This is a genomic window from Stenotrophomonas sp. STEN054 (assembly GCF_056854535.1).
Genome location: NZ_JBXFWG010000032.1, coordinates 18,498 through 39,301, shown reverse-complemented (window position 1 = coordinate 39,301; position 20,804 = coordinate 18,498). Strand labels below are relative to the sequence as shown.

Here is a 20,804-nt window from a genome sequence, read left to right as displayed (position 1 = left end):
CCACGCCCGGCGACGGTTCAGTCCGCCGCAGGCACCGGCAACGGGTCCACGTGCCCGCACTCACTGCAGGTGCGCAGTTCCAGGCTGGCCTGGTAACGCGCGAACACCTTGGGCAGGTCGGTCTCGATGTTCTGCAGCGGGAAATACTCTTCGTGCAGCTTGTGGTTGCAGCGCTCGCAATGCCAGATCACGCCGTCCTTCTCGTGCGGCAGGCGCTTGCGCTCGACCACCAGGCCGATGCCGCCGGGCGGGCGCCGCGGCGAATGCGGCACCTTGCCCGGCAGCAGGAAGATCTCGCCGGCGCGGATCGGGATGTCACGCACCGCGCCGTCTTCCTGCACCTTCAGCACCATCTCGCCTTCGAGCTGGTAGAACCACTCCGGGCCTTCGTCGTAGTGGTAGTCGGTGCGCGAGTTCGGCCCGCCCACCACCATCACGATGAAGTCGCCGTTGTCGATCATCTTGTTGCCCACCGGCGGCTTCAGCAGGTGGCGGTGTTCTTCGATCCAGGCGTGCAGGTTGATCGGCGAGGCGAGCATGGTCGGTTTCCCTGGGAAGTCAGTCGCGCTTGCCCTGGCGCGGCACGTAGGACAGGGCCTTTTCGTAGGCCGGCTGCAGGTCTTCCTGCGAACCCACGTCGATGCCCATCTCGCGCACGCGGCCGTCCTTCAGGCTGTACACCCAGCCATGCACCATCAGTTTCTGGCCGCGGGCCCAGGCGTCCTGCACGATGGTCGAGCGGCACAGGTTGGCGACCTGCTCGATCACGTTCAGTTCGCACAGGCGTGCGTGCTTGAGCTCGTCGGTCTCGATGGCATCGATGATCGCGGTGTGCTTCTGCATTACATCGCCCACGTGGCGCAGCCAGTTGTCGGCCAGGCCGACGCGGGTGTTGTGCAGGCAGGCGTGCACGCCGCCGCAGCCGTAGTGGCCGACGATCAGGATGTGCTTCACCTTCAGCTGGTCCACCGCGTACTGCACCACGCTCAGGCAGTTCAGGTCGGTGTGGGCCACGACGTTTGCCACGTTGCGGTGCACGAACACTTCGCCCGGCGCCATGCCGATGATCTGGTTGGCCGGCACGCGCGAATCGGAGCAGCCGATCCACAGGTATTCCGGATGCTGCTGCTTGGCCAGCTGGTGGAAAAACTCAGGGTCTTCCTTTTCGATGCGGTCGGCCCAGTCGCGGTTGTTCTGCAGCAGCTTGTGGATGTCTTTCATGGTCGGGTCCCTGGCGTCGGGTGGGCGAGGAGCGTGGCCATCCGGCCGCGCCGTCGCGGGAAACAATGCGCTCAGTCGCTGGCGGCGGTCTGCGCGCGATGCCAGCGCATCCACTGCGCCAGCTCGGTGAAATGCGGGGTGTCGAGCTTTTCCAGTTCGGCGATCACCGCCTGCTGGTTGGCCTCGGGGTGGTTCTGGCTCAGTTTCAGTTTCAGCTGCACCTGTTCGACCTGGAAGCGGAAGCCGATGATGCCGCGCAGCTGGCGACGGTGGTCGTCACGCTGCGGCTCGAACTGCCAGTCCTGGCCGACGCTGGCTTCGAAGCGGTCGCCGATGTCGGAGACCAGCTGGGCCAGTTCGTCGGTGTCGTCGAAGCGCTGCAGCTGGCCGCGCAGTTCGGCGGCGGCGTAGTTCCAGGTCGGCACGCGCGAGGCGGCTTCCTTGTCCGGGTACCAGCTGGCCGACACATAGCCGTGCGGGCCGTCGACCAGCACCTTGGCCGCGCCGTCGTGGCGCGACTGCGGGTTGGCGCGGGCCCAGTGGCCGCGCAGTTCCACCTGGTTTCCGTCGCGCCGGTACAGCACCGGCATCCGGGTCAGTTCGGGCAGTCCGTCGGCGGCGGTGGTCAGCACGGTGACGAACGGATCACGCGCCAGCAGGCGATCGAGCCACAGCAGGTCGGTCTCGGCGAAGTCGCGCGGGGTGAACATGGTTTGCGCCTCAGGCGCGCGCGCCCAGCGACTGGATCATGCGCCCGCGCAGGCCTTCATCGCTGCCGGCCTGCGGCGGCTGCACTTCGTGCAGGCTGAAGCCACGCACCAGCGCATCTTCCTCGTCCAGGCCGTCGTACTCGACGAACTCGGCGTCGAACAGCTGCGAACGGGCGGTGTCTTCGCTGTCATAGCTCAGCGTGTTGCCGTCGCTGTCGAGCACTTCGGCGGTGCCGGCCGGGCGCACGCGCAGGCGGGCCCAGATCAGGGTGTTGCCGAGGCTGGCCAGCCACCAGCTGTCACGTGCGTCGTTGTTGTCGTTCATGTGTGCGTTACCAGAGCGAGACCAGCCAGAGCAGGGCGGCCATGCCCAGTCCGGCCAGCAGGGTCAGCAGCGATACCCAGGCCGGCGTCGCAAGCCCGGACAGCGAACGGTCCGGCTGCTGGCGGTAATCGCGGCGCAGCAGCCAGGCCAGGGCATCGGGCTTGAGGAAGGCGCCAGTGCCGAAGCGCGCGGCGAGCGCCGGATGGCGGTCGCGCACGTGCACCAGGGTCAATGGCCAGAAGATCACGAAGGCACTGAACCCGGCCACTGCGACGCCGACGAAACAGAGGGCGAAGAACAGGGTCATGGAAGCAGTACCTCCGTGGTCGTAGGGATGAGCTTAGAAGTCCGCGCTGCCCGGGGCACGCGGGTAGGGGATCGCATCGCGGATGTTGGACAGGCCGCAGACGTAGACCACCAGGCGCTCGAAGCCCAGGCCGAAGCCGGCGTGCGGCACCGAACCGTAGCGGCGGAAATCGCGGTACCAGCTGTAGTGTTCGCGATCCAGGCCGAACTGGGCCATGCGCGCGTCCAGCACGTCCAGCCGCTCTTCGCGCTGGCTGCCGCCGATGATCTCGCCGATGCCCGGGGCCAGCACGTCCATCGCGGCGACGGTCCTGCCGTCGTCGTTCAGGCGCATGTAGAAGGCCTTGATGTGCTCGGGGTAGTTGGTGACCACCACCGGGCGACCGACGTGTTCCTCGGTCAGCCAGCGCTCGTGCTCGGTCTGCAGGTCCAGGCCCCATTCGACCGGGAAGTCGAACTTCCTGCCCGACTTCTGCAGCAGGCTGACCGCATCGGTGTAGTCGATGCGCTCGAACGGTGCGTTGATGAAGTCTTCCAGCTTGGTGACCGCGTTCTTGTCCACGCGCTCGGCGATGAAGGCCAGGTCGTCACCGCGCTCGTTCAGCACGGCACGGAACAGGTACTTCAGGAACTCTTCGGCCAGACGCGCGTCTTCGGCCAGGTCGGCGAAGGCGATTTCCGGCTCGATCATCCAGAACTCCGCCAGGTGGCGGGTGGTGTGGCTGTTCTCGGCGCGGAAGGTCGGGCCGAAGGTGTAGACCTTGCTCAGCGCCAGGCAGTAGGCCTCGACGTTCAGCTGGCCGGACACGGTCAGGAAGGTTTCCTTCCCGAAGAAGTCGCGGCTGAAATCGATCGCGCCCTTCTCGTCGCGCGGCAGGTTCACCATGTCCAGGGTGGACACGCGGAACATCTGGCCGGCGCCTTCGGCATCGGAGGTGGTGATGATCGGGGTGCTGATCCAGTTGAAGCCGTTCTCGTGGAAGAAACGGTGCACGGCCTGGGCCAGGCAGTTGCGGATGCGGGTGACCGCGCCGAACAGGTTGGTGCGCGGGCGCAGGTGCGCCACTTCACGCAGGAACTCCGGCGACATCGGCTTGGGCTGGATCGGGTAGGTGAGCGGGTCTTCGACCCAGCCGACCACTTCCAGCGCGCTGGCCTGGATCTCGAACGACTGGCCCTTGCCCTGCGACTTCACCAGGGTGCCGGTGGCGATGACCGAGCAGCCGCTGGTCAGGCGCTTGATCTCGTCGAAATTGGCCAGGGTGTCGTTGGCCACGACCTGGATCGGCGCGAAGCAGGAACCGTCGCTCACATTGACGAAGGCCAGATTCGCTGAACCGCGCACCGTGCGCACCCATCCGCGTACCGTGACTTCGCCACCTTCCGGGATCTTCCCGGCAAGCGCATGTTCAACGCTGACCACCGTCATGACTTGAATCCTCTGCTGATCGACTCGATCTGTGAACACGGGAGTTTACCGGTTGCAGCGTTCTGCTTGCGAGGCATTTTTCGCGACCCTGGCTCCTTATAATGTCCCCGTACCCCTGGAGTGAGCCTCATGGCCGTCAGCCTGACCCCCATCGCCTTCGAGCGCGTGCAGCGCTTTGTTGCCCAGACCCCCGGCGCCCTGGGCCTGCGCTTCGGCGTGACCAAGACCGGCTGCTCCGGCTGGGGCCACGTGACCGACCTGGCCCGTGAGGAGCGCGAGGGTGACACCGTGTTCGACCAGGAGGGCGTGAAGATCTACGTCGACGCCAAGAGCCTGGCCCTGGTTGACGGCACCGTCATCGACTTCGGCAAGCACGGCCTGAGCGAGACCTTCACGTTCAGCAACCCGAACGCCACCGCCGAGTGCGGCTGCGGCGAGAGCTTCACCACAGACGCCGACAAGGCCTGAGTCTGGTCCACGCGTCCGCCGGGCATGGCCCGGCGCTACCGGTTCAGTTTCGCCGCCCCGGTTGCCCGGCACCCCCATCTGCGCCATAATGCGCGGCTTCCTGCCTTCCTGGCGGGAACCCTTGCCCCACCGCGGTATCCACGGCGGGGGGCTGTCCGGCCGCAAGGCCACATCCGAAAGGTAGAAAAAAACATGAGTCGTCATTACGAAATCGTGTTCATGGTCCACCCGGACCAGAGCGAGCAGGTCCCGGCCATGATCGAGCGCTACAAGTCGCTGGTCGAGAACGGCAACGGCACCATCCACCGTCTGGAAGACTGGGGCCGCCGCCAGCTGGCGTACCCGATCCAGAACCTGGTGAAGGCGCATTACGTGCTGCTGAACATCGAAGCCGACCAGGCCGTTCTGAACGAACTGACCGAAAGCTTCCGCTTCAACGACGCCGTGCTGCGCAACCTGGTCATCAAGCGTGACGAGGCTGACACCGAGCAGTCGCTGATCATGAAGAGCAAGGACGAGAAGGGTGACAAGCCCGAGCGTGGTGAGCGTCGTCGTCGTGATGACGAAGAAGGCGAAACCACCCCCGCCGCTGACAACGATGCCGGCGACGACGCCGCTTCGGCCGCCTAAGGAGCACTGACATGTCCAAGTTCTTCCGTCGCCGCAAGTTCTGCAAGTTCACCGCTGAAGGTGTCAAGGAGATCGATTACAAGGATCTCAACACCCTGCGCCAGTACCTGACCGAGAACGGCAAGATCGTGCCGAGCCGCGTCACCGGTACCAAGTCGAAGTACCAGCGTCAGCTGGCGACCGCCGTCAAGCGCGCTCGCTTCCTGGCCCTGATCCCGTACACCGACAACCACGACGTCTGATGCCCGGCGGGGCGGCCCGGTGCCGCCCCCGCTGTGCCAGCTATTCGGACAGCCTTTGTTGCGGGGCATCGCCTCGCTAACGAATAACTTATCTGGAGCAATACCATGCAGCTGATCCTTCTGCAGAAAGTCACCAACCTCGGCAACCTGGGCGACCTGGTCGACGTGAAGCCGGGCTATGGCCGTAACTTCCTCGTGCCGCAGGGCAAGGCCGTTCCGGCCACCGAGAGCAACAAGGCCGAGTTCGAAGCCAAGCGCGCCGAATACGAAGCCAAGGCCCAGGCCATCCACGCCGACGCTGACGCCCGCAAGGCCAAGCTGGAAGGCGCGAGCGTGACCATCGCCGCCAACGCTTCGACCGAAGGCAAGCTGTACGGCTCGGTCGGCGCCCGCGAAATCGCTGATGCCTTCACCGCTGCCGGCTTCGAGCTGAACAAGAGCGAAGTCATCCTGGGCGAAGGCGCCTTCCGCAACATTGGTGAGTACGACGTCCTGGTGCACCTGCACGCCGACGTCGAAACCACTGTCAAGGTTGTGGTTGAAGCCGAAAAGGCCTGATCCCAAGCCGAAAGGCCTGGTGTCACCAGAACGGGCGCCCGCAAGGGTGCCCGTTTTGTTTTTGCGGGCCCCTGTGCGCACGGCCGGGCCCGGGGAATGTTCCACGCCCCCGTAGAACATGCCTCGTAGAACCGGCCCACATCGGTATACTCAGGGCGTCACGCCCGTTCCACGGCCAGCGATCCCAGCAGGATCAATGACTTGGAGGGTAAGCAGGCCGCTCGCCGGCCCCAGTCCGGAACCTCTATGCGTCTTTCCACGATCAAGCTGTCCGGCTTCAAGTCGTTCGTCGATCCGACCACCCTGCACCTGCCGACCAACATGACCGGCGTGGTGGGGCCCAATGGCTGCGGCAAGTCGAACATCATCGACGCCGTGCGCTGGGTCATGGGCGAAAGCTCGGCCAGCCGCCTGCGCGGTGATTCGCTGACCGACGTGATCTTCTCCGGCTCCAACGCCCGCAAGCCGGTTTCGCAGGCCACCGTCGAGCTGATCTTCGATAATTCGGACCACACGATTTCCGGCGAGTACGCCTCGTTCAACGAAATTTCGGTCAAGCGTACCGTCAGCCGCGACGGCAGCAGCAACTATTATCTCAACGGAACCAAGTGCCGCCGCCGCGATATCACCGATCTGTTCCTGGGCACCGGCCTGGGTCCGCGCAGCTACTCGATCATCGAGCAGGGCATGATCAGCCAGATCATCGAGGCGCGCCCGGAAGACCTGCGCGTGTACCTGGAAGAGGCCGCCGGCATTTCCAAGTACAAGGAACGCCGCAAGGAAACCGAAACCCGCATCCGCCACACCCGCGAGAACCTCGACCGGCTGGGCGACCTGCGCGACGAGATCAGCAAGCAGCTTGAGCACCTCAAGCGTCAGGCGAAGCAGGCCGAGCAGTACCAGGCGCTGCAGGAAGAGCGCCGGGTCAAGGATGCCGAGTGGAAGGCTTTGGAGTTCCGTGGCCTCGACGGGCGCCTGTCCAAGCTGCGCGAAGGCCTGTCGCAGGAAGAAACCAAGCTTCAGCAGCTGATCGCCGACCAGCGTGACGCCGAGGCGCGCATCGAGACCTCGCGCGTGCGCCGCGAAGAGGCCGCTGACGCGCTCAATACCGCGCAGGCTGCCGTCTACCAGGTGGGCAGCACGCTGGCCCGGGTGGAGCAGCAGATCCAGCACCAGCGTGAACTGTCGCAGCGCCTGCACAAGGCGCGCGACGAGACGCGGCAGGCACTGTCCGAGCTCGGCCAGCATATCAGCGGCGACGAAGCCAAGCTGAGGGTGTTGCGCGAAGCCGTTGACGATGCCACCCCGCAGCTGGAAGCGCTGCAGGAAGAAAACGAGATCAAGCAGGAAAGCCTGCGCGAGGCCGAAGATCGGCTGGCCAGCTGGCAGCAGCGCTGGGAACAGCACACCTCGCAGAGCTCGGAAGCCTCGCGCGCCGGCGATGTCGAGCGCACCCGCGTGGACTACCTGGACAAGCAGATCCTCGATGCCGACCGTCGTCGCGAAGCGCTGGCCGCCGAGCGCGCCGGGCTCGACGTGGATGCGCTGGAGGAGGCTTTCGAACAACTGTTCCTGCAGCACGAAACGCAGAAGGCCGCGCTGGACGAACTCGGCGACGACGTCGAGCGCCGCAAGCAGGGCGTGACCGCCGTGCAGGAGCAGCAGCGCTCGGGTCAGAACGAGCTGGCCGAGCTGCGCAAGCAGGTCAATGGCCTGCGCGGCCGACTGGCATCGCTGGAAACCCTCCAGCAGGCCGCACTCGGCCAGGAACAGGGCGCTGCCGTGGCGTGGCTGAAAGCCCATGGCCTGGATTCGGCGGCACGCGTGGGCGAACGCCTGGACGTCGACGCGGGCTGGGAAAATGCGGTGGAAAGCGCGCTCGGTCAGTTGATCGAAGGCGTGCTGGTGGATGATCCGGCAGGTCTGGTCGATGCATTGGGCGAGCTGGGCGATGGCCGCATCGCGCTGGTGGCCGACGATGCCGCTGAACTGAACGTGGCGCCGACCTCGCTGGCCGCACGTGTGCGCGGTCCGGTGGCGATCCGCCGCCTGCTGGCGCACCTGCACGGTGCCGGCGACCTGGCCGAAGCGAAGACGCTGCAGGGCAGCCTGCCCGACGGTGATTCGATCATCACCCAGGGCGGTGAGCGCCTGGGCCAGGGCTGGCTGCGCGTGTCGCGCTCCGGTGCCGCCCAGCAGGGCGCACTGCTGCGCGAGCGCGAGATCAACGAACTGCGCGAGCAGATCGAACAGCTGCAGGACCGCGAGGCCGCGCTGGAAGAACAGCTGGCCGGTTTCCGTGAGCAGCTGCTGGCGGCGGAGCAGCAGCGCGAAGACGCGCAGCGCTCGCTGTACCAGGCCCACCGCGCGGTGTCCGAGCTGGCAGGCCAGCTGCAGGGACAGCAGGGCAAGGTGGAGGCGGCGCGCACGCGTATCGATCGCATCGAAGGCGAGCTGTCGCAGTTGCTGGAAACCCTGGACGTCAACCGCGAACAGGCGCGTGAGGCGCGCTCGCGGCTGGAGAACGCGGTCAGCAGCATGGGCGACCTGGAGTCGACGCGGCAGGGACTGGAAGGCGAGCGCCGCCAGTTGACCGAGGCGCGAGATCTGGCCCGTGAAGCGGCACGCGCGGCGCGCGAGCGTTCGCACGCATTGGCCCTGACACTGGAATCGCAGCGCGCCCAGGTGGCATCGCTGAGCCAGGCGCTGGAGCGCATGAGCACCCAGCGCAGCCAGCTGGACTCGCGCCTGGGCGAGCTGCATTCGCAGCTGGACGAGGGCGATTCGCCGGTCGAGTCGCTGCAGGCCGAGCACCAGAACGCATTGGAAGAGCGCGTGCGTGCCGACCGCGTGCTGACCGAAGCGCGCACGCTGCTTGATGGCATCGACGCCGAGCTGCGCAACTACGAACAGACCCGCCACCAGCGCGACGAACAGGCGCTTGCCCAGCGCGAGCGTATTTCCCAGCGCAAGCTCGACCAGCAGGCCTTGGTGCTCAGCGCCGAGACCCTGCAGGGCGCGGTGGAAAAGGCTGGTTTCGTGCTGCAGGACGTGCTCAACGCGCTGCCCGATGATGCGCGCCTGGGCGACTGGGAACAGGCCGTGCACCAGATCGACGGGCGCATGCGCCGGCTGGAGCCGGTCAACCTGGCGGCCATCCACGAGTACGGCGAGGCCTCGCAGCGTTCGGACTATCTGGATGCGCAGCACACCGACCTGACCACCGCGCTGGAAACCCTCGAAGACGCGATCCGCAAGATCGACCGCGAGACCCGCGGCCGCTTCAAGGACACGTTCGACCGCGTCAATGCCGGCGTGCAGGCGCTGTACCCGCGCCTGTTCGGTGGCGGCCATGCCTACCTGGAACTGACGGGTGAAGACCTGCTCGACACCGGCGTGACTATCATGGCCCGGCCCCCGGGGAAGCGCGTTTCCAGTATCTCGCTGTTGTCCGGTGGCGAAAAGGCGATGACCGCGGTGGCGCTGGTGTTCGCCATCTTCCAGCTCAACCCTGCGCCGTTCTGCCTGCTGGACGAGGTGGACGCACCGCTGGATGAAGCCAATGTCGGCCGTCTGGCCAACATGGTCAAGGAGATGAGCGAGAAGGTGCAGTTCCTGTTCGTCAGCCACAACAAGGCTACGATGGAGGCGGCCCACCAGCTCTCGGGCGTCACCATGCGCGAGCCCGGCGTCAGCCGCCTGGTCAGCGTGGATCTTGAAGAAGCAGCGCGATTGGCTGGCGCTGCGTGACATGCGATTCTTACTACCTGAATGGATTTGCCGGAGAACCTACTGAATGACCGACACGGCACTGTTGCGCATCGGCATCCTGGCCGCCGGCCTGCTGCTGGTGGCTGCGATCTTCCTGTTTGGCCGCCCGAAGAAGAAGCCGCAGGGGCGCCGCGTGGAAAGCGCCGAACCGGCCAGCGGCGAGCGTCGCGAGCCGGTGCTGGGCGAAGACGGCGTGGCCCTGGCCGAGGGCCGCGGCGAGCCGGGCCTGGGCGACGAAGGCCAGCAGGCCGAACTCGGCCTGGCAGATACCGATCCGGGCAGCAGCGATCTGGGCAAGCGCGCGACGCAGGACTTCGACAAGATCGTGTCGTTGTTCGTGGCCGCCCGTGCCGGTGAGCAGCTGCGTGGCGAGGACATCGTGGTGGCGGCCGAGAAGACCGGCCTGGTGTTCGGCCACATGAACGTGTTCCACCGCCTGGTGGAAGGCCATCCGGAGCGCGGCCCGATCTTCTCGATGGCCAGCATCATGAAGCCGGGCAGCTTCGACATGGCCAACATCCGCGCCATGGAAACCCCGGCCATCGCCTTCTTCCTGACCCTGCCGGCGCCGCTGACCGCGCTCGATGCCTGGGAAAAGATGCTGCCGACCGTGCAGCGCATGGCCGAGCTGCTTGATGGCGTGGTGCTGGATGACAGTCGCAACGCGCTGGGCCGCCAGCGCATCGCGCACATCCGCGATGAGCTGCGTGCGTACGACCGCCAGCACCAAGCGCCGCCGCTGACCAAGACCCCGCGCTGGTAAAAGCGTTTTTCCGGTGTGCCGACCAACGGTCGGCACCCACCCGGATGGGCTTACGCCGGTACGCCGGCGACCTTCGCGAACGCCTGGCGGAACGCCGCCATTTCTTCTTCGGTACCGACGGTCACCCGCACGCGCTGCGGCCAGATCGGCCAGCTGCGGCCGATCACCACGCCGTTGTCGGCCATCGCCTTGGCGAAAGCGTTGCCATCGCGCTGCACATCCACCACGAAGCAGTTCGCCTCCGAAGGTGCGCAGCTGAAGCCGCGCTTGCCCAGCCAGGCGATGGTGGCCTGGCGCACCTTGGCATTCTGCAGCCGGCGCTGCGCGATCAGCTGCGGGTCCTGCAGGCTGGCCAGTGCGGCGGCCAGCGCCGGCACCGGCAGCGGGTTCTCGCCCAGGCTGGCCAGTTCGCGCAGGCGGTCGGGGTGGGCTGCCGCCACGCCCAGCCGCAGGCCAGCCATGCCGTACAGCTTGGAGAACGTCCGCAGCACGATCAGGTCATCGCGCGGGGCAACCTGTGCGATCAGGCTGGGCTGATCGCTGTACTGCAGATAGGCCTCGTCCACCAGCACGCGGGTGGCGGACGGCTTGTTGGCCAGCAGCCACGCCAGCTCGGCCGGCGGGCTGATCGAGCCGGTCGGGTTGTTGGGATTGCAGACGTAGATCAGCCCGGTTGGTTGCGAATGCGCGGCTGCCGCCATCGCGCGAAGATCGTGCGCACCGTCATGGCGCAGCGGCACTTTCTGCACCTGGGCGCCGCGCGCAGCAGCCATGTCACCGAGGGTTTCGAAGGTCGGGTCGGCCACCACGAGTGCCGCCTGTGGGCCGGTCCACAACGTGGCCGCACGGTTCAGGGGCTCGCTGGAGCCGGGGTACAGGTGCACATGCTCGGCCGGGATGCCGGCGTGGGCGACGAAGGCATCGCGAACCTGTCCAGCCAAGGCGAACCGGTAGCGGCCACTGCCGGCAATGCTGTCGCGTGCAGCCTGCTGGGCGGCGGGCGAGGGACCGTAGGGGCACTCGTTGAAGTTGAGCAGAACCGGGCCGGTGGCGGGAGCCGCGGCGGGCTGCGCCTGGCCGAGGCGGGGCAGGCCGCTGCCAGCGGCGACGAGGCCGACACCGGCCAGTTGCAGGAAGTGGCGGCGGGAAGCGGGCAGGGTCACGGGCAGGATTCCGAAGGGCAACCGCCGCACGCTAACGCTGGTGGGAGCGGGCAGCAAGTCGGGCGGGGTCAGAGCCCCTCGGGGATCCGGCCCCGAGCGGCGCGGGCATGACGAGGCCTGGCACCCGGGCGCGGTAGAATTCACGGCCATCCCAGAAGTATCGGATCCCGATGAGCTCCCGCCCCGCCGAACGCGCCGAAGACCTTCGCCGGCAGATCGCCCAGGCCAACCGCGCCTACCACGAGCTGGACGCGCCGGAGATCCCCGACGTCGACTACGACCGGCTGGTGCGCGAGCTGGAAGCGCTGGAGCAGGAACACCCGGAGCTGGCCCGCGCCGACAGCCCCACCCAGCAGGTGGGCGCGCGTCCGTCCGGTCGTTTCGCCGAAGTGCGCCACGCGGTGCCGATGCTGTCGCTTTCCAATGCCTTCAGCGATGAGGAAGTGGCCGATTTCGTGCGCCGCATCGACGAGCGCCTGGGGCGTCGCAGCCTGAAGTTCTCCGCCGAACCGAAGATGGACGGCCTGGCGATCAGCCTGCGCTATGAGGACGGCCAGTTCGTGCTGGGCGCCACCCGTGGCGATGGCAGCACGGGCGAGGACGTGACCGCCAACCTGCGCGAGATCGGCGACATACCCAAGCGATTGCACGGCCAGAACTGGCCGGACGTGCTGGAAGTGCGCGGCGAGGTCTATATGTCACGCGCCGATTTCGAGGCCTACAACGATCGCGCGCGCCTGCACGGTGGCAAGGTGCTGGCCAACCCGCGCAATGCCGCGGCCGGTTCGCTGCGCCAGCTGGATGCGAAGATCAGCGCACAGCGCAGGCTCAGCTTCTTCGCCTACGGCACCGGCGAAGTGCAGGGCGGTGAGCTGCCCGATACCCATTCGGGCACGCTGGTGCAGCTGGGTGCCTGGGGCTTCCCGGTGAGCGAACTGTGCAAGGTGGTCGACGGCACCGACGGCCTGCTCGGCTATTACCGTGACATCGGCGAGCGCCGCGACGGCCTGCCGTTCGATATCGATGGCGTGGTCTACAAACTGGATGACCGCGCCGGCCAGCAGGCAATGGGCTTCGTGTCGCGCGCACCGCGCTGGGCTATCGCGCACAAGTTCCCGGCGCAGGAACAGAGCACCACGGTGGAGGCGATCGAGATCCAGATCGGCCGCACCGGTGCCGCAACGCCGGTCGCGCGTCTGGCGCCGGTGGCGGTCGCCGGTGTGATCGTGTCCAACGCCACCCTGCACAATGCCGATCAGATCGCACGCCTGGACGTGCGCGTGGGCGACAGCGTGATCGTGCGCCGTGCCGGCGATGTCATCCCCGAAGTGGTCAGCGTCATCCTCGACCGTCGTCCGCAGGGCACCACCCCGTGGCAGATGCCGACCCGTTGCCCGGTGTGCGGCTCGGAGATCGTGCGCGAGGAAGGTGCCGCCGCGTGGCGCTGCTCGGGCGAACTGTCCTGCCCGGCGCAGCGCAAAGAAGCCATCGCCCACTTCGCATCGCGCCGTGCGATGGATATCGATGGCCTGGGTGACAAGTACATCGAAACCCTGGTCGACGCCGGCATCGTCAAGCGCGTCGCCGATCTGTATCAGCTCACCCGCGACCAGCTGCTGCACCTGAAACTGGTGCTCGATGCGGAGGATCCCTCGGCGCTGGCCAACAACCTGAAGCCGCATCTGCCGGCCGAAGGCAGTGGCGACGTGCTGAAGGCCGTGCTCAAGCTCGACGGCCAGGACCCGGCGTGGCGCGCGCAGGCGCTGGTGCAGCCGGCGGCGTTCGAATGGAACACGAAGAAGATCGCGACCAAGTGGGCCGACAACCTGATCGCCGCCATCGATGCCAGCCGTGAGGCCAGCCTGGAACGGCTGCTGTTCGCACTCGGCATCGAACACGTGGGCGAGAGCACCGCCAAGGCGCTGGCGCTGTGGTTTGGTGATCTGGCGCTGATCCGCCGTCTGCCGTGGCCGCTGTTCAAGCGCGTGCCGGACATCGGTGGCGAAGTGGCGCGCTCGCTGGGCCACTTCTTCGAGCAGCAAGGCAACCAGGACGCCATCGACGCGCTGCTGCAGGTCGGCCAGGTGCGCATCCGCGATGCCCATCCGCCGAGCGCGAAGCTGCGCGAGGGTCTGGACCTGGCCCAGCTGCTGGTGGAAGCCGAGATTCCCGGCATCACCCGCCTGCGTGCGGAAAAGCTGGTGGCGGTGCTGCCCAGCGCACAGGCCGTGCTCGATGCCGAGCATGGCCAGTTCGTCAATGCCGGCCTGCCCGATGACACCGCGCGTGGCGTCGCCCAGTGGCTGGATACGGATGGCCATGGCGTGATGCTGCTGGCGGCAGAAACCGAGATGCAGCACATCCTGGCCAAGGCGCCGGCGCTGGCCGAGGTCGTGGCCGGTCCGCTGGATGGGCAGACGGTGGTGCTCACCGGCACGTTGGCCCAGCTCACCCGCGATGCCGCCAAGGACCGCCTGGAGGCACTGGGCGCCAAGGTGTCCGGTAGCGTCTCCAGGAAGACCAGTTTCCTGGTGGCGGGCACCGAGGCCGGCTCCAAGCTGGACAAGGCGCAGTCGCTGGGCGTGCCGGTGTGGGATGAAGACCGCCTGCTGGCCTACCTGGCCGAACACGAATGATGACCCCGCCGGGCGCCATGCGCGCCCGGCCTGATGCACGAGAGGACACCCGATGCAGACCGCCCCGCTGGATTTCCGCCTGGCCACCCGCGCCGATGAGGACGTGCTGATCGCGTTGATGCGCGAGTTCTACGCCGAGGACAAGATCGAATTCGATGACGCACGCGTACGCCGCGGCGTCGATGCGCTGCTGGCCGACCCGCGCAACGGCGAAGTGCTGCTGTGGCTGGATGAGGCGGGCGAGGTCTGCGGCTACGCGGTGATCGCGATGGGCTTCAGCCTGGAGCAGGGCGGTCACTTCGTGCTGCTGGACGAGCTGTATCTGGCGCACCGCGCGCGCGGCCGCGGCCGTGGCAAGCAGGCGCTGGCCACCTGCGAACAGCGTGCGCGCGGGCGCAGTGTCAGCCGCATGCGCCTGGAGGTGAATCACCACAACGAGCTGGCGCGGCGCCTGTACCTGGCCAGCGGCTACATCGATGACACCCGCGATCTGCTGACCCTGCCGCTGGACCATCCGCGCCCGGAGGGCATTCTGTGAGCGAGGCCATGATGCGCGCGCTGCAGCAGCGTGCCGCGCTCAACGCGCTGCTGCGCCGCTTCTTTGCCGAGCGGGACGTGCTGGAAGTGGAGACGCCGATCCTGTCGATGGCTGGCAACACCGAGCCGAACATCGACAGTTTCCATACCGATTTCAGTGGTCACGTCGATGCCGGTGGCCGCCGCCGCTGGCTGCGCACCTCGCCGGAATTTCCGCTCAAGCGCCTGCTCGCCGCCGGCGTGGGCGACTGCTACGAGCTCGGCCGGGTGTTCCGCAACGGCGAGGCCGGTGGTCGCCACAATCCCGAGTTCACCATGCTGGAGTGGTACCGCGTCGGTTGGGATCACCATCGCCTGATGCAGGAAACCGCCGAGCTGGTGCGCGAAGCACTGGCGCTGGTCGGGCGCACGGCAACCCTGCGCGTGCTCAGCTACCGCGAACTGTTCCAGCAGCACGCCGGCGTCGATCCGTTCGATGCGGACGAAGCGGCGTTGCGCGCGGCGCTGGGTGAGGTGCACATCGACCCGGTTGGCCTGACCCGCGACGACTGGCTGGACCTGCTGATGACCCATCGCATCCAACCGCACTTCGATGACGCGGTCATGACCGTGGTCCACGACTGGCCGGCCAGCCAGGCCGCGCTGGCACGCGTCCGCGCGGGCACGCCACCGCTGGCCGAGCGCTTCGAGTTGTACCTGGGTGCGGTCGAGCTTGCCAACGGCTATCACGAGCTGAACGATGCCGGCGAACAGCGTGCGCGCTTCGAGCGCGACCAGCAGCGCCGGCACGAACGCGGCCAGGTGCAGCCTGCGCTGGATGAGGCACTGCTGTCCGCATTGCCTGCCATGCCGGCCTGTGCAGGGGTGGCGGTCGGCGTGGATCGCCTGCTGATGGCGATGAACCGCACGCCACGCATCGCCGATGTCCTTGCGTTTGATTTCGCCCACGCCTGAACGACCGCGCGCACGCTGCGCCTGAATAAAAACAACGGGTTTCGCGCTTGATTCAGCAAGCACGATGATGGTCTTATCACGCCTGATGCAGGACACTGGCATCGTGGTTCATCCGCTCCGTTGGGGAATGCTTTGGTCAAGTGGTTTGCGGTCGTCGCGGCACCGGTGTACTCCATGGCGATATGGGGCGGCCTGCTGCCGTCGTCGGCGTCTGCCCAGGCGGCGGGCTACGAAGGCGAAGTGGTGACCTGCGAATCGCGCGACATGGGCTGGGTGCACTGCGACATCGACGTCAGCAACGGCGTTGACCTGGTGCGCCAGCTGTCGAGCAACACCTGCATCCGTGGCAGTGAGTGGGGCACCGACCGCAGTGGCGTGTGGGTGACCCTGGGCTGCCGTGCCGAATTCCGTGCGCGCGGCCCTGAAGGTGCCGCCAGCTCCGGCGCTGCCGGCGAAGGCAAGAGCAAGCACCTGGTGCGCCGCGTGGTGCGCTGCGAATCCAATGGCCGCCCGCAGAGCTGCCCGGTGCGGCTGGATGGCGCGCCGGTGCGACTGCTGCGCCAGCTTTCGGTGCTGCCGTGCCGCGAAGGGCAGGGCTGGGGCTACAAGCGCAATGAAGTCTGGACCAGCCGGGGCTGCCAGGGCGATTTCGAAGTGGCCGACGATGCCGGTCGCTTCGTCGACGTGGCCCGCAAGCTGACCTGCGAATCCAAGTCCAAGCGGCGGCGCTTCTGCGGCGCCACCATTTCCACCGAGGCCAAGGTCATCAAGCAGCTCTCCGGCACAGCCTGCGAGGAAGGCAGGACCTGGGGCTGGAGCCGCAACGGCATCTGGGTGGACGGCGGCTGCCGCGCCGATTTCTCGGTGAATTGAGCCCGGGCAGGCTCCAACCACGCGGGGCGTGGCCCTACAATGGGCCCATGAACACAGCCACCGACCTCGACTACGCCCGCTACGATCACATCCGCCCGATCCTGTGGACCGGCGATGCCCTGCAACTGCTCGACCAGCGCAAGCTGCCGTTCGTTGTCGAACACGTGGTCTGCCGTGACAGCGACGACGTCGCCGCCGCCATCCACGCGCTGACCGTGCGCGGTGCGCCGGCCATCGGCATCGCCGCCGCCTGGGGCGTGGTGCTGGCCGCACGCGAGGTCCAGGCCGCCGATGGCGCGCATGCCCTGCAGCAGCTCGAACCGGCCCTGCAGCGGCTGAACGCCTCGCGCCCGACCGCGGTGAACCTGGCCTGGGCGCTGGCCCGCATGCGCCGTTGCCTGAGCGCCGCCGATGCCGACTGGAAGGCGCTGCTGGAAGCCGAAGCCCAGGCCATCGCCGAGGAAGACCTGGCCGCCAACCGCCACATGGGCGCGCTGGGTGCGGGCCTGATCGACGCCGGCAGCGGCGTGCTGACCCATTGCAACACCGGCTCGCTGGCCACTGCCGGCTTCGGTACCGCACTGGGCGTGATCCGTGCCGGTATGGCCCAGCACCGCATCGCCCGCGTCTTTGCCGGTGAAACCCGGCCGTGGCTGCAGGGCGCACGCCTGACCGTGTGGGAGCTGCAGCAGGACGGCATCGACGCCACCCTGATCGCCGATTCCGCCGCCTCGCACCTGATGAAGACCGGTGCGGTGCAGTGGGTGATCGTCGGTGCCGACCGCATCTGCGCCAACGGCGATACCGCCAACAAGATCGGCACCTACCAGCTGGCCATCGCCGCCCGGCACCACGGGGTGAAGTTCATGGTCGTGGCCCCGTCCTCGACGGTGGACATGGACACCTTGGACGGCAGCCAGATCGAGATCGAGCAGCGCGACCCGGGCGAGCTGTATGGCGTGGGCGGTACCCGCACCGTGGCCGAGGGCATCGCCGCCTGGAACCCGGTGTTCGACGTCACCCCCGGCGAGCTGATCGACGCCATCGTGACCGAACGCGGGGTCATCCTGAACCCGACCGCCGAGAACATGCGCGCCGCCTTCGGCGGCTGACGCGGGCATGGGGTCGGATCCCTTTCCGCAGGAAAGGGCTCTGACCCCGGCCCCGGTAGTGCCGGTCGCTGGCCGGCAACCCCTAAGTTCCTGATTTGTGCCGGTAAAATCCCCGTAAAGGGAGGCGGAAAACGGCCTGTTGTGGTAGCATCCACAGGTTGAATCGAGGTTCCGGCACGACCCCCTCCCGCAGAGGGCTGCGCCGGACTGGACCGCTACCAGACAACGGAACCCGAATGGCAGAAACCGCCAAGGAAATCATCCAGGTCAACCTGGAAGACGAGATGCGCAAGAGCTACCTCGATTACGCCATGAGCGTGATCGTGGGCCGCGCGCTCCCGGATGCGCGCGACGGCCTCAAGCCGGTGCATCGCCGCGTGCTGTTCGCGATGAACGAGTTGAACGCGCACAGCAACAAGCCCTACTTCAAGTCGGCGCGTATCGTCGGTGACGTCATCGGTAAGTACCACCCGCATGGCGATCAGTCGGTGTACGACACGCTGGTGCGTCTGGCACAGCCGTTCTCGCTGCGTTACATGCTGGTCGATGGCCAGGGTAACTTCGGTTCGGTCGACGGCGACTCCGCCGCGGCGATGCGATACACCGAAGCGCGCATGTCGCGCCTCGCGCATGAGCTGATGGCGGACATCGACAAGGAAACCGTCGATTTCCAGCCCAACTACGACGAAAAGGAACTGGAGCCGACGGTCATGCCGACCCGGTTCCCGAACCTGCTGGTCAATGGTTCGGCCGGTATCGCGGTGGGCATGGCCACCAACATCCCGCCGCACAACCTGACCGAATCGATCAACGCCTGCATCGCGCTGATCGACAATCCGGACATCGATATCGACGGCCTGATGGAGTTCATCCCGGGCCCCGATTTCCCGACCGCCGGCATCATCAACGGCACCGCCGGCATCGTCGCCGGCTACCGCACCGGCCGTGGCCGCGTGCGCATCCGTGCCCGTGCCGATATCGAAGTGGCCGACAACGGCCGCGAATCGATCATCGTCACTGAGATTCCTTACCAGGTGAACAAGGCGCGTCTGATCGAAAAGATCGCCGAGCTGGTCAAGGAAAAGAAGATCGACGGCATCAGCGAGCTGCGCGATGAGTCCGACAAGGACGGCATGCGCATCTACATCGAGATCAAGCGCGGTGAATCTGCCGAGGTTGTGCTGAACAACCTGTACCAGCAGACGCAGATGGAATCGGTGTTCGGCATCAACATGGTGGCGCTGGTCGACGGCCGCCCGCAGTTGATGAACCTCAAGCAGATGCTCGAGGCCTTCGTCCGCCACCGTCGCGAAGTGGTCACCCGGCGCACCGTGTTCGAGCTGCGCAAGGCGCGCGCCCGTGCCCACGTGCTGGAAGGCCTGACCGTCGCGCTGGCCAACATCGACGAGATGATCGAACTGATCAAGACCTCGCCGAACCCGGCTGAAGCGCGCGAACGCATGCTCGCCCGCCTGTGGGAGCCGGGTCTGGTCGGTTCGATGCTCGGCGCCGCCGGTGCCGAAGCCTCGCGTCCGGACGACCTGCCCAAGGGCGTGGGCCTGATCGAGGGCGGCTACCAGCTGACCGAGATCCAGGCCACCCAGATCCTGGAAATGCGCCTGCACCGCCTGACCGGGCTGGAGCAGGATCGCCTGACCGACGAGTACAGGCAGCTGCTGGAAGTGATCGCCGGGCTGATCCACATCCTGGAAGATCCCGACCGCCTGCGCCAGGTCATCCGCGAGGAACTGGTCAACGTCATGGCCGAGTTCGGCGATGAGCGTCGCACCGAGATCCGCCACAGCGAAGAAGACCTGGACATCCTCGACCTGATCGCGCCGGAAGACGTGGTGGTCACGGTGTCGCACGCCGGTTACGTGAAGCGCCAGCCGGTGAGCGTGTACCGCGCACAGCGCCGTGGTGGCCGTGGCCGCAGTGCCGCGTCGACCAAGGAAGAGGATTTCATCGAACAGCTGTGGCTGGTCAACACGCACGACACGCTGCTGACCTTCACCAGTTCGGGCAAGGTGTTCTGGCTGCCGGTGTACCAGCTGCCCGAAGCCGGTTCCAATGCCCGCGGCCGTCCGATCATCAACTGGATCCCGCTGGAACCGGGCGAACGCGTGCAGGCCGTGCTGCCGGTGCGCGAATACGCCGATGGCCAGTTCGTGTTCTTCGCTACGAAGAACGGTACGGTCAAGAAAACCCCGCTGGGCGAATTCGCCTTCCGTCTGGCCCGCGGCAAGATCGCGATCAACCTGGACGAGGGCGATGCCCTGGTCGGCGTTGGCCTGACCGACGGTGAGCGTGACATCCTGCTGTTTGCCTCCAACGGCAAGACCGTGCGCTTCGGCGAGGACAAGGTCCGCTCGATGGGCCGTACCGCCACCGGCGTGCGCGGCATCAAGATGCCGGCCGGCGAGGAAGTGGTCAGCCTGATCGTGGCCGAGAATGCCGGCGGCAGCGAGGACGAGAACGAGGACGACAACGGTGTCGAGGAAGCCGCCGCCACGGGCGATGCGGTGATCGACGGCGCCGATGACGCCAGCGTGCAGTACATCCTCACCGCCACCGAGAACGGCTACGGCAAGCGCACGCCGCTGCCGGACTACCCGCGCAAGGGGCGTGGTACCCAGGGCGTGATCGGCATCCAGACCACCGAACGCAACGGCAAGCTGGTCGCCGCGGTGCTGATGGGCTCGGATGACGAGGTCCTGCTGATCTCCGACGGCGGCACCCTGGTGCGTACCCGAGGCTCTGAGATCAGCCGCGTCGGCCGCAACACCCAGGGCGTCACCCTGATCCGCCTGTCCAAGGACGAGAAGCTGCAGGCGGTGGAGCGCATGGATGCCTCGATCGACGAGGACGAGGACGAGGCGGCCGCCGCCGCCCCGGCCGCGACCGACGGCGCACCGGCTGCTGCCAGCAGCGAGGACGCCGCGCAGGAGTGATCCTGCCGCGATGAGTGGTACCTGACGACGCCGGCCTTGTGCCGGCGTCGTTGTTTGCGGGATCTGGCCAGAACGCGGCACGGGCGTCGCCGCACGCAAAAAACGCATTCATTTCACAGGCAGGGGCGGATAACGGTGGGTGAACCAGCGGACGA

At 67.0% G+C, this 20,804-nt stretch carries 19 protein-coding genes; 12 read left to right on the top strand and 7 right to left on the bottom strand.

The features are described from left to right. Nucleotides 1-17: 17 nt before the first annotated feature. The 6 genes from AC1VXD_RS13455 to asnS all read right to left on the bottom strand — a co-directional run bounded on the left by AC1VXD_RS13455 (nucleotide 18) and on the right by asnS (nucleotide 3,991). Entirely contained in the window at nucleotides 18-539 is a 522-nt protein-coding gene (locus AC1VXD_RS13455) for a 3-hydroxyanthranilate 3,4-dioxygenase (RefSeq protein ID WP_482992463.1), read from the bottom strand. A 19-nt stretch (nucleotides 540-558) separates the two neighbouring features. Next, nucleotides 559-1,221 carry a carbonate dehydratase gene (gene can, locus AC1VXD_RS13450; protein WP_164075106.1) on the bottom strand — a complete coding sequence of 221 codons (663 nt, stop codon included), beginning with the start codon at nucleotides 1,219-1,221 and terminating at the stop codon, nucleotides 559-561. Nucleotides 1,222-1,292: 71 nt separating this feature from the next. Next, entirely contained in the window at nucleotides 1,293-1,931 is a 639-nt protein-coding gene (locus AC1VXD_RS13445) for an FMN-binding negative transcriptional regulator (RefSeq protein WP_482992462.1), read from the bottom strand. Nucleotides 1,932-1,941: 10 nt separating this feature from the next. Further along, a complete protein-coding gene (locus AC1VXD_RS13440; RefSeq protein WP_108769257.1) occupies nucleotides 1,942-2,256 on the bottom strand; it encodes a hypothetical protein in 315 nt (104 codons plus the stop codon). A 7-nt stretch (nucleotides 2,257-2,263) separates the two neighbouring features. Continuing rightward, a complete protein-coding gene (locus AC1VXD_RS13435; RefSeq protein WP_482992461.1) occupies nucleotides 2,264-2,563 on the bottom strand; it encodes a hypothetical protein in 300 nt (99 codons plus the stop codon). Nucleotides 2,564-2,596: 33 nt separating this feature from the next. Further along, complete coding sequence (gene asnS, locus AC1VXD_RS13430; RefSeq protein ID WP_482992460.1) at nucleotides 2,597-3,991, bottom strand: asparagine--tRNA ligase; 1,395 nt, start codon at nucleotides 3,989-3,991, stop codon at nucleotides 2,597-2,599. Nucleotides 3,992-4,120: 129 nt separating this feature from the next. On the opposite strand from asnS, the gene AC1VXD_RS13425 reads away from it, so the two are divergent. The 6 genes from AC1VXD_RS13425 to zipA all read left to right on the top strand — a co-directional run bounded on the left by AC1VXD_RS13425 (nucleotide 4,121) and on the right by zipA (nucleotide 10,423). Next, nucleotides 4,121-4,459, top strand: coding sequence for a HesB/IscA family protein (locus AC1VXD_RS13425; RefSeq protein WP_482992459.1), 339 nt, complete (start codon nucleotides 4,121-4,123; stop codon nucleotides 4,457-4,459). Between the two features lie 192 nt (nucleotides 4,460-4,651). Continuing rightward, nucleotides 4,652-5,089 (top strand): 30S ribosomal protein S6, encoded by a 438-nt coding sequence (gene rpsF / locus AC1VXD_RS13420; RefSeq protein ID WP_006376493.1) that lies wholly within the window; start codon nucleotides 4,652-4,654, stop codon nucleotides 5,087-5,089. 11 nt (nucleotides 5,090-5,100) lie between these two features. Next, entirely contained in the window at nucleotides 5,101-5,331 is a 231-nt protein-coding gene (gene rpsR / locus AC1VXD_RS13415; RefSeq protein WP_002804494.1) for a 30S ribosomal protein S18, read from the top strand. 105 nt (nucleotides 5,332-5,436) lie between these two features. Continuing rightward, the gene (gene rplI / locus AC1VXD_RS13410; RefSeq protein WP_079222386.1) at nucleotides 5,437-5,889 is read left to right on the top strand and encodes a 50S ribosomal protein L9; all 453 of its coding nucleotides are present in this window, start codon (nucleotides 5,437-5,439) and stop codon (nucleotides 5,887-5,889) included. A gap of 246 nt (nucleotides 5,890-6,135) precedes the next feature. After that, nucleotides 6,136-9,639 carry a chromosome segregation protein SMC gene (smc, locus tag AC1VXD_RS13405; protein ID WP_482992458.1) on the top strand — a complete coding sequence of 1,168 codons (3,504 nt, stop codon included), beginning with the start codon at nucleotides 6,136-6,138 and terminating at the stop codon, nucleotides 9,637-9,639. Between the two features lie 46 nt (nucleotides 9,640-9,685). Continuing rightward, nucleotides 9,686-10,423, top strand: coding sequence for a cell division protein ZipA (gene zipA / locus AC1VXD_RS13400; RefSeq protein ID WP_482992457.1), 738 nt, complete (start codon nucleotides 9,686-9,688; stop codon nucleotides 10,421-10,423). A gap of 50 nt (nucleotides 10,424-10,473) precedes the next feature. Here zipA and AC1VXD_RS13395 read toward each other — a convergent pair whose 3' ends face one another. Continuing rightward, nucleotides 10,474-11,586, bottom strand: coding sequence for a pyridoxal phosphate-dependent aminotransferase (locus tag AC1VXD_RS13395; RefSeq protein WP_482992456.1), 1,113 nt, complete (start codon nucleotides 11,584-11,586; stop codon nucleotides 10,474-10,476). Nucleotides 11,587-11,756: 170 nt separating this feature from the next. Between AC1VXD_RS13395 and ligA the strand changes: the two genes are divergently transcribed. The 6 genes from ligA to gyrA all read left to right on the top strand — a co-directional run bounded on the left by ligA (nucleotide 11,757) and on the right by gyrA (nucleotide 20,649). Continuing rightward, nucleotides 11,757-14,222: an NAD-dependent DNA ligase LigA gene (gene ligA / locus AC1VXD_RS13390; RefSeq protein ID WP_482992455.1), complete on the top strand. Its 2,466-nt coding sequence runs from the start codon at nucleotides 11,757-11,759 to the stop codon at nucleotides 14,220-14,222. A gap of 52 nt (nucleotides 14,223-14,274) precedes the next feature. Beyond that, nucleotides 14,275-14,760, top strand: a complete 486-nt coding sequence (locus AC1VXD_RS13385) for a GNAT family N-acetyltransferase (RefSeq protein WP_482992454.1) — start codon at nucleotides 14,275-14,277, stop codon at nucleotides 14,758-14,760. 8 nt (nucleotides 14,761-14,768) lie between these two features. Continuing rightward, complete coding sequence (gene epmA, locus AC1VXD_RS13380) at nucleotides 14,769-15,713, top strand: EF-P lysine aminoacylase EpmA (protein ID WP_482992471.1); 945 nt, start codon at nucleotides 14,769-14,771, stop codon at nucleotides 15,711-15,713. A 174-nt stretch (nucleotides 15,714-15,887) separates the two neighbouring features. Then, on the top strand, nucleotides 15,888-16,586 hold the full coding sequence (locus tag AC1VXD_RS13375) for a DUF3011 domain-containing protein (RefSeq protein ID WP_482992453.1): 699 nt from the start codon (nucleotides 15,888-15,890) through the stop codon (nucleotides 16,584-16,586). A 47-nt stretch (nucleotides 16,587-16,633) separates the two neighbouring features. Next, complete coding sequence (gene mtnA / locus AC1VXD_RS13370; RefSeq protein ID WP_482992452.1) at nucleotides 16,634-17,698, top strand: S-methyl-5-thioribose-1-phosphate isomerase; 1,065 nt, start codon at nucleotides 16,634-16,636, stop codon at nucleotides 17,696-17,698. A gap of 236 nt (nucleotides 17,699-17,934) precedes the next feature. Further along, nucleotides 17,935-20,649, top strand: a complete 2,715-nt coding sequence (gyrA, locus tag AC1VXD_RS13365) for a DNA gyrase subunit A (protein ID WP_482992451.1) — start codon at nucleotides 17,935-17,937, stop codon at nucleotides 20,647-20,649. Nucleotides 20,650-20,804: the final 155 nt, after the last annotated feature.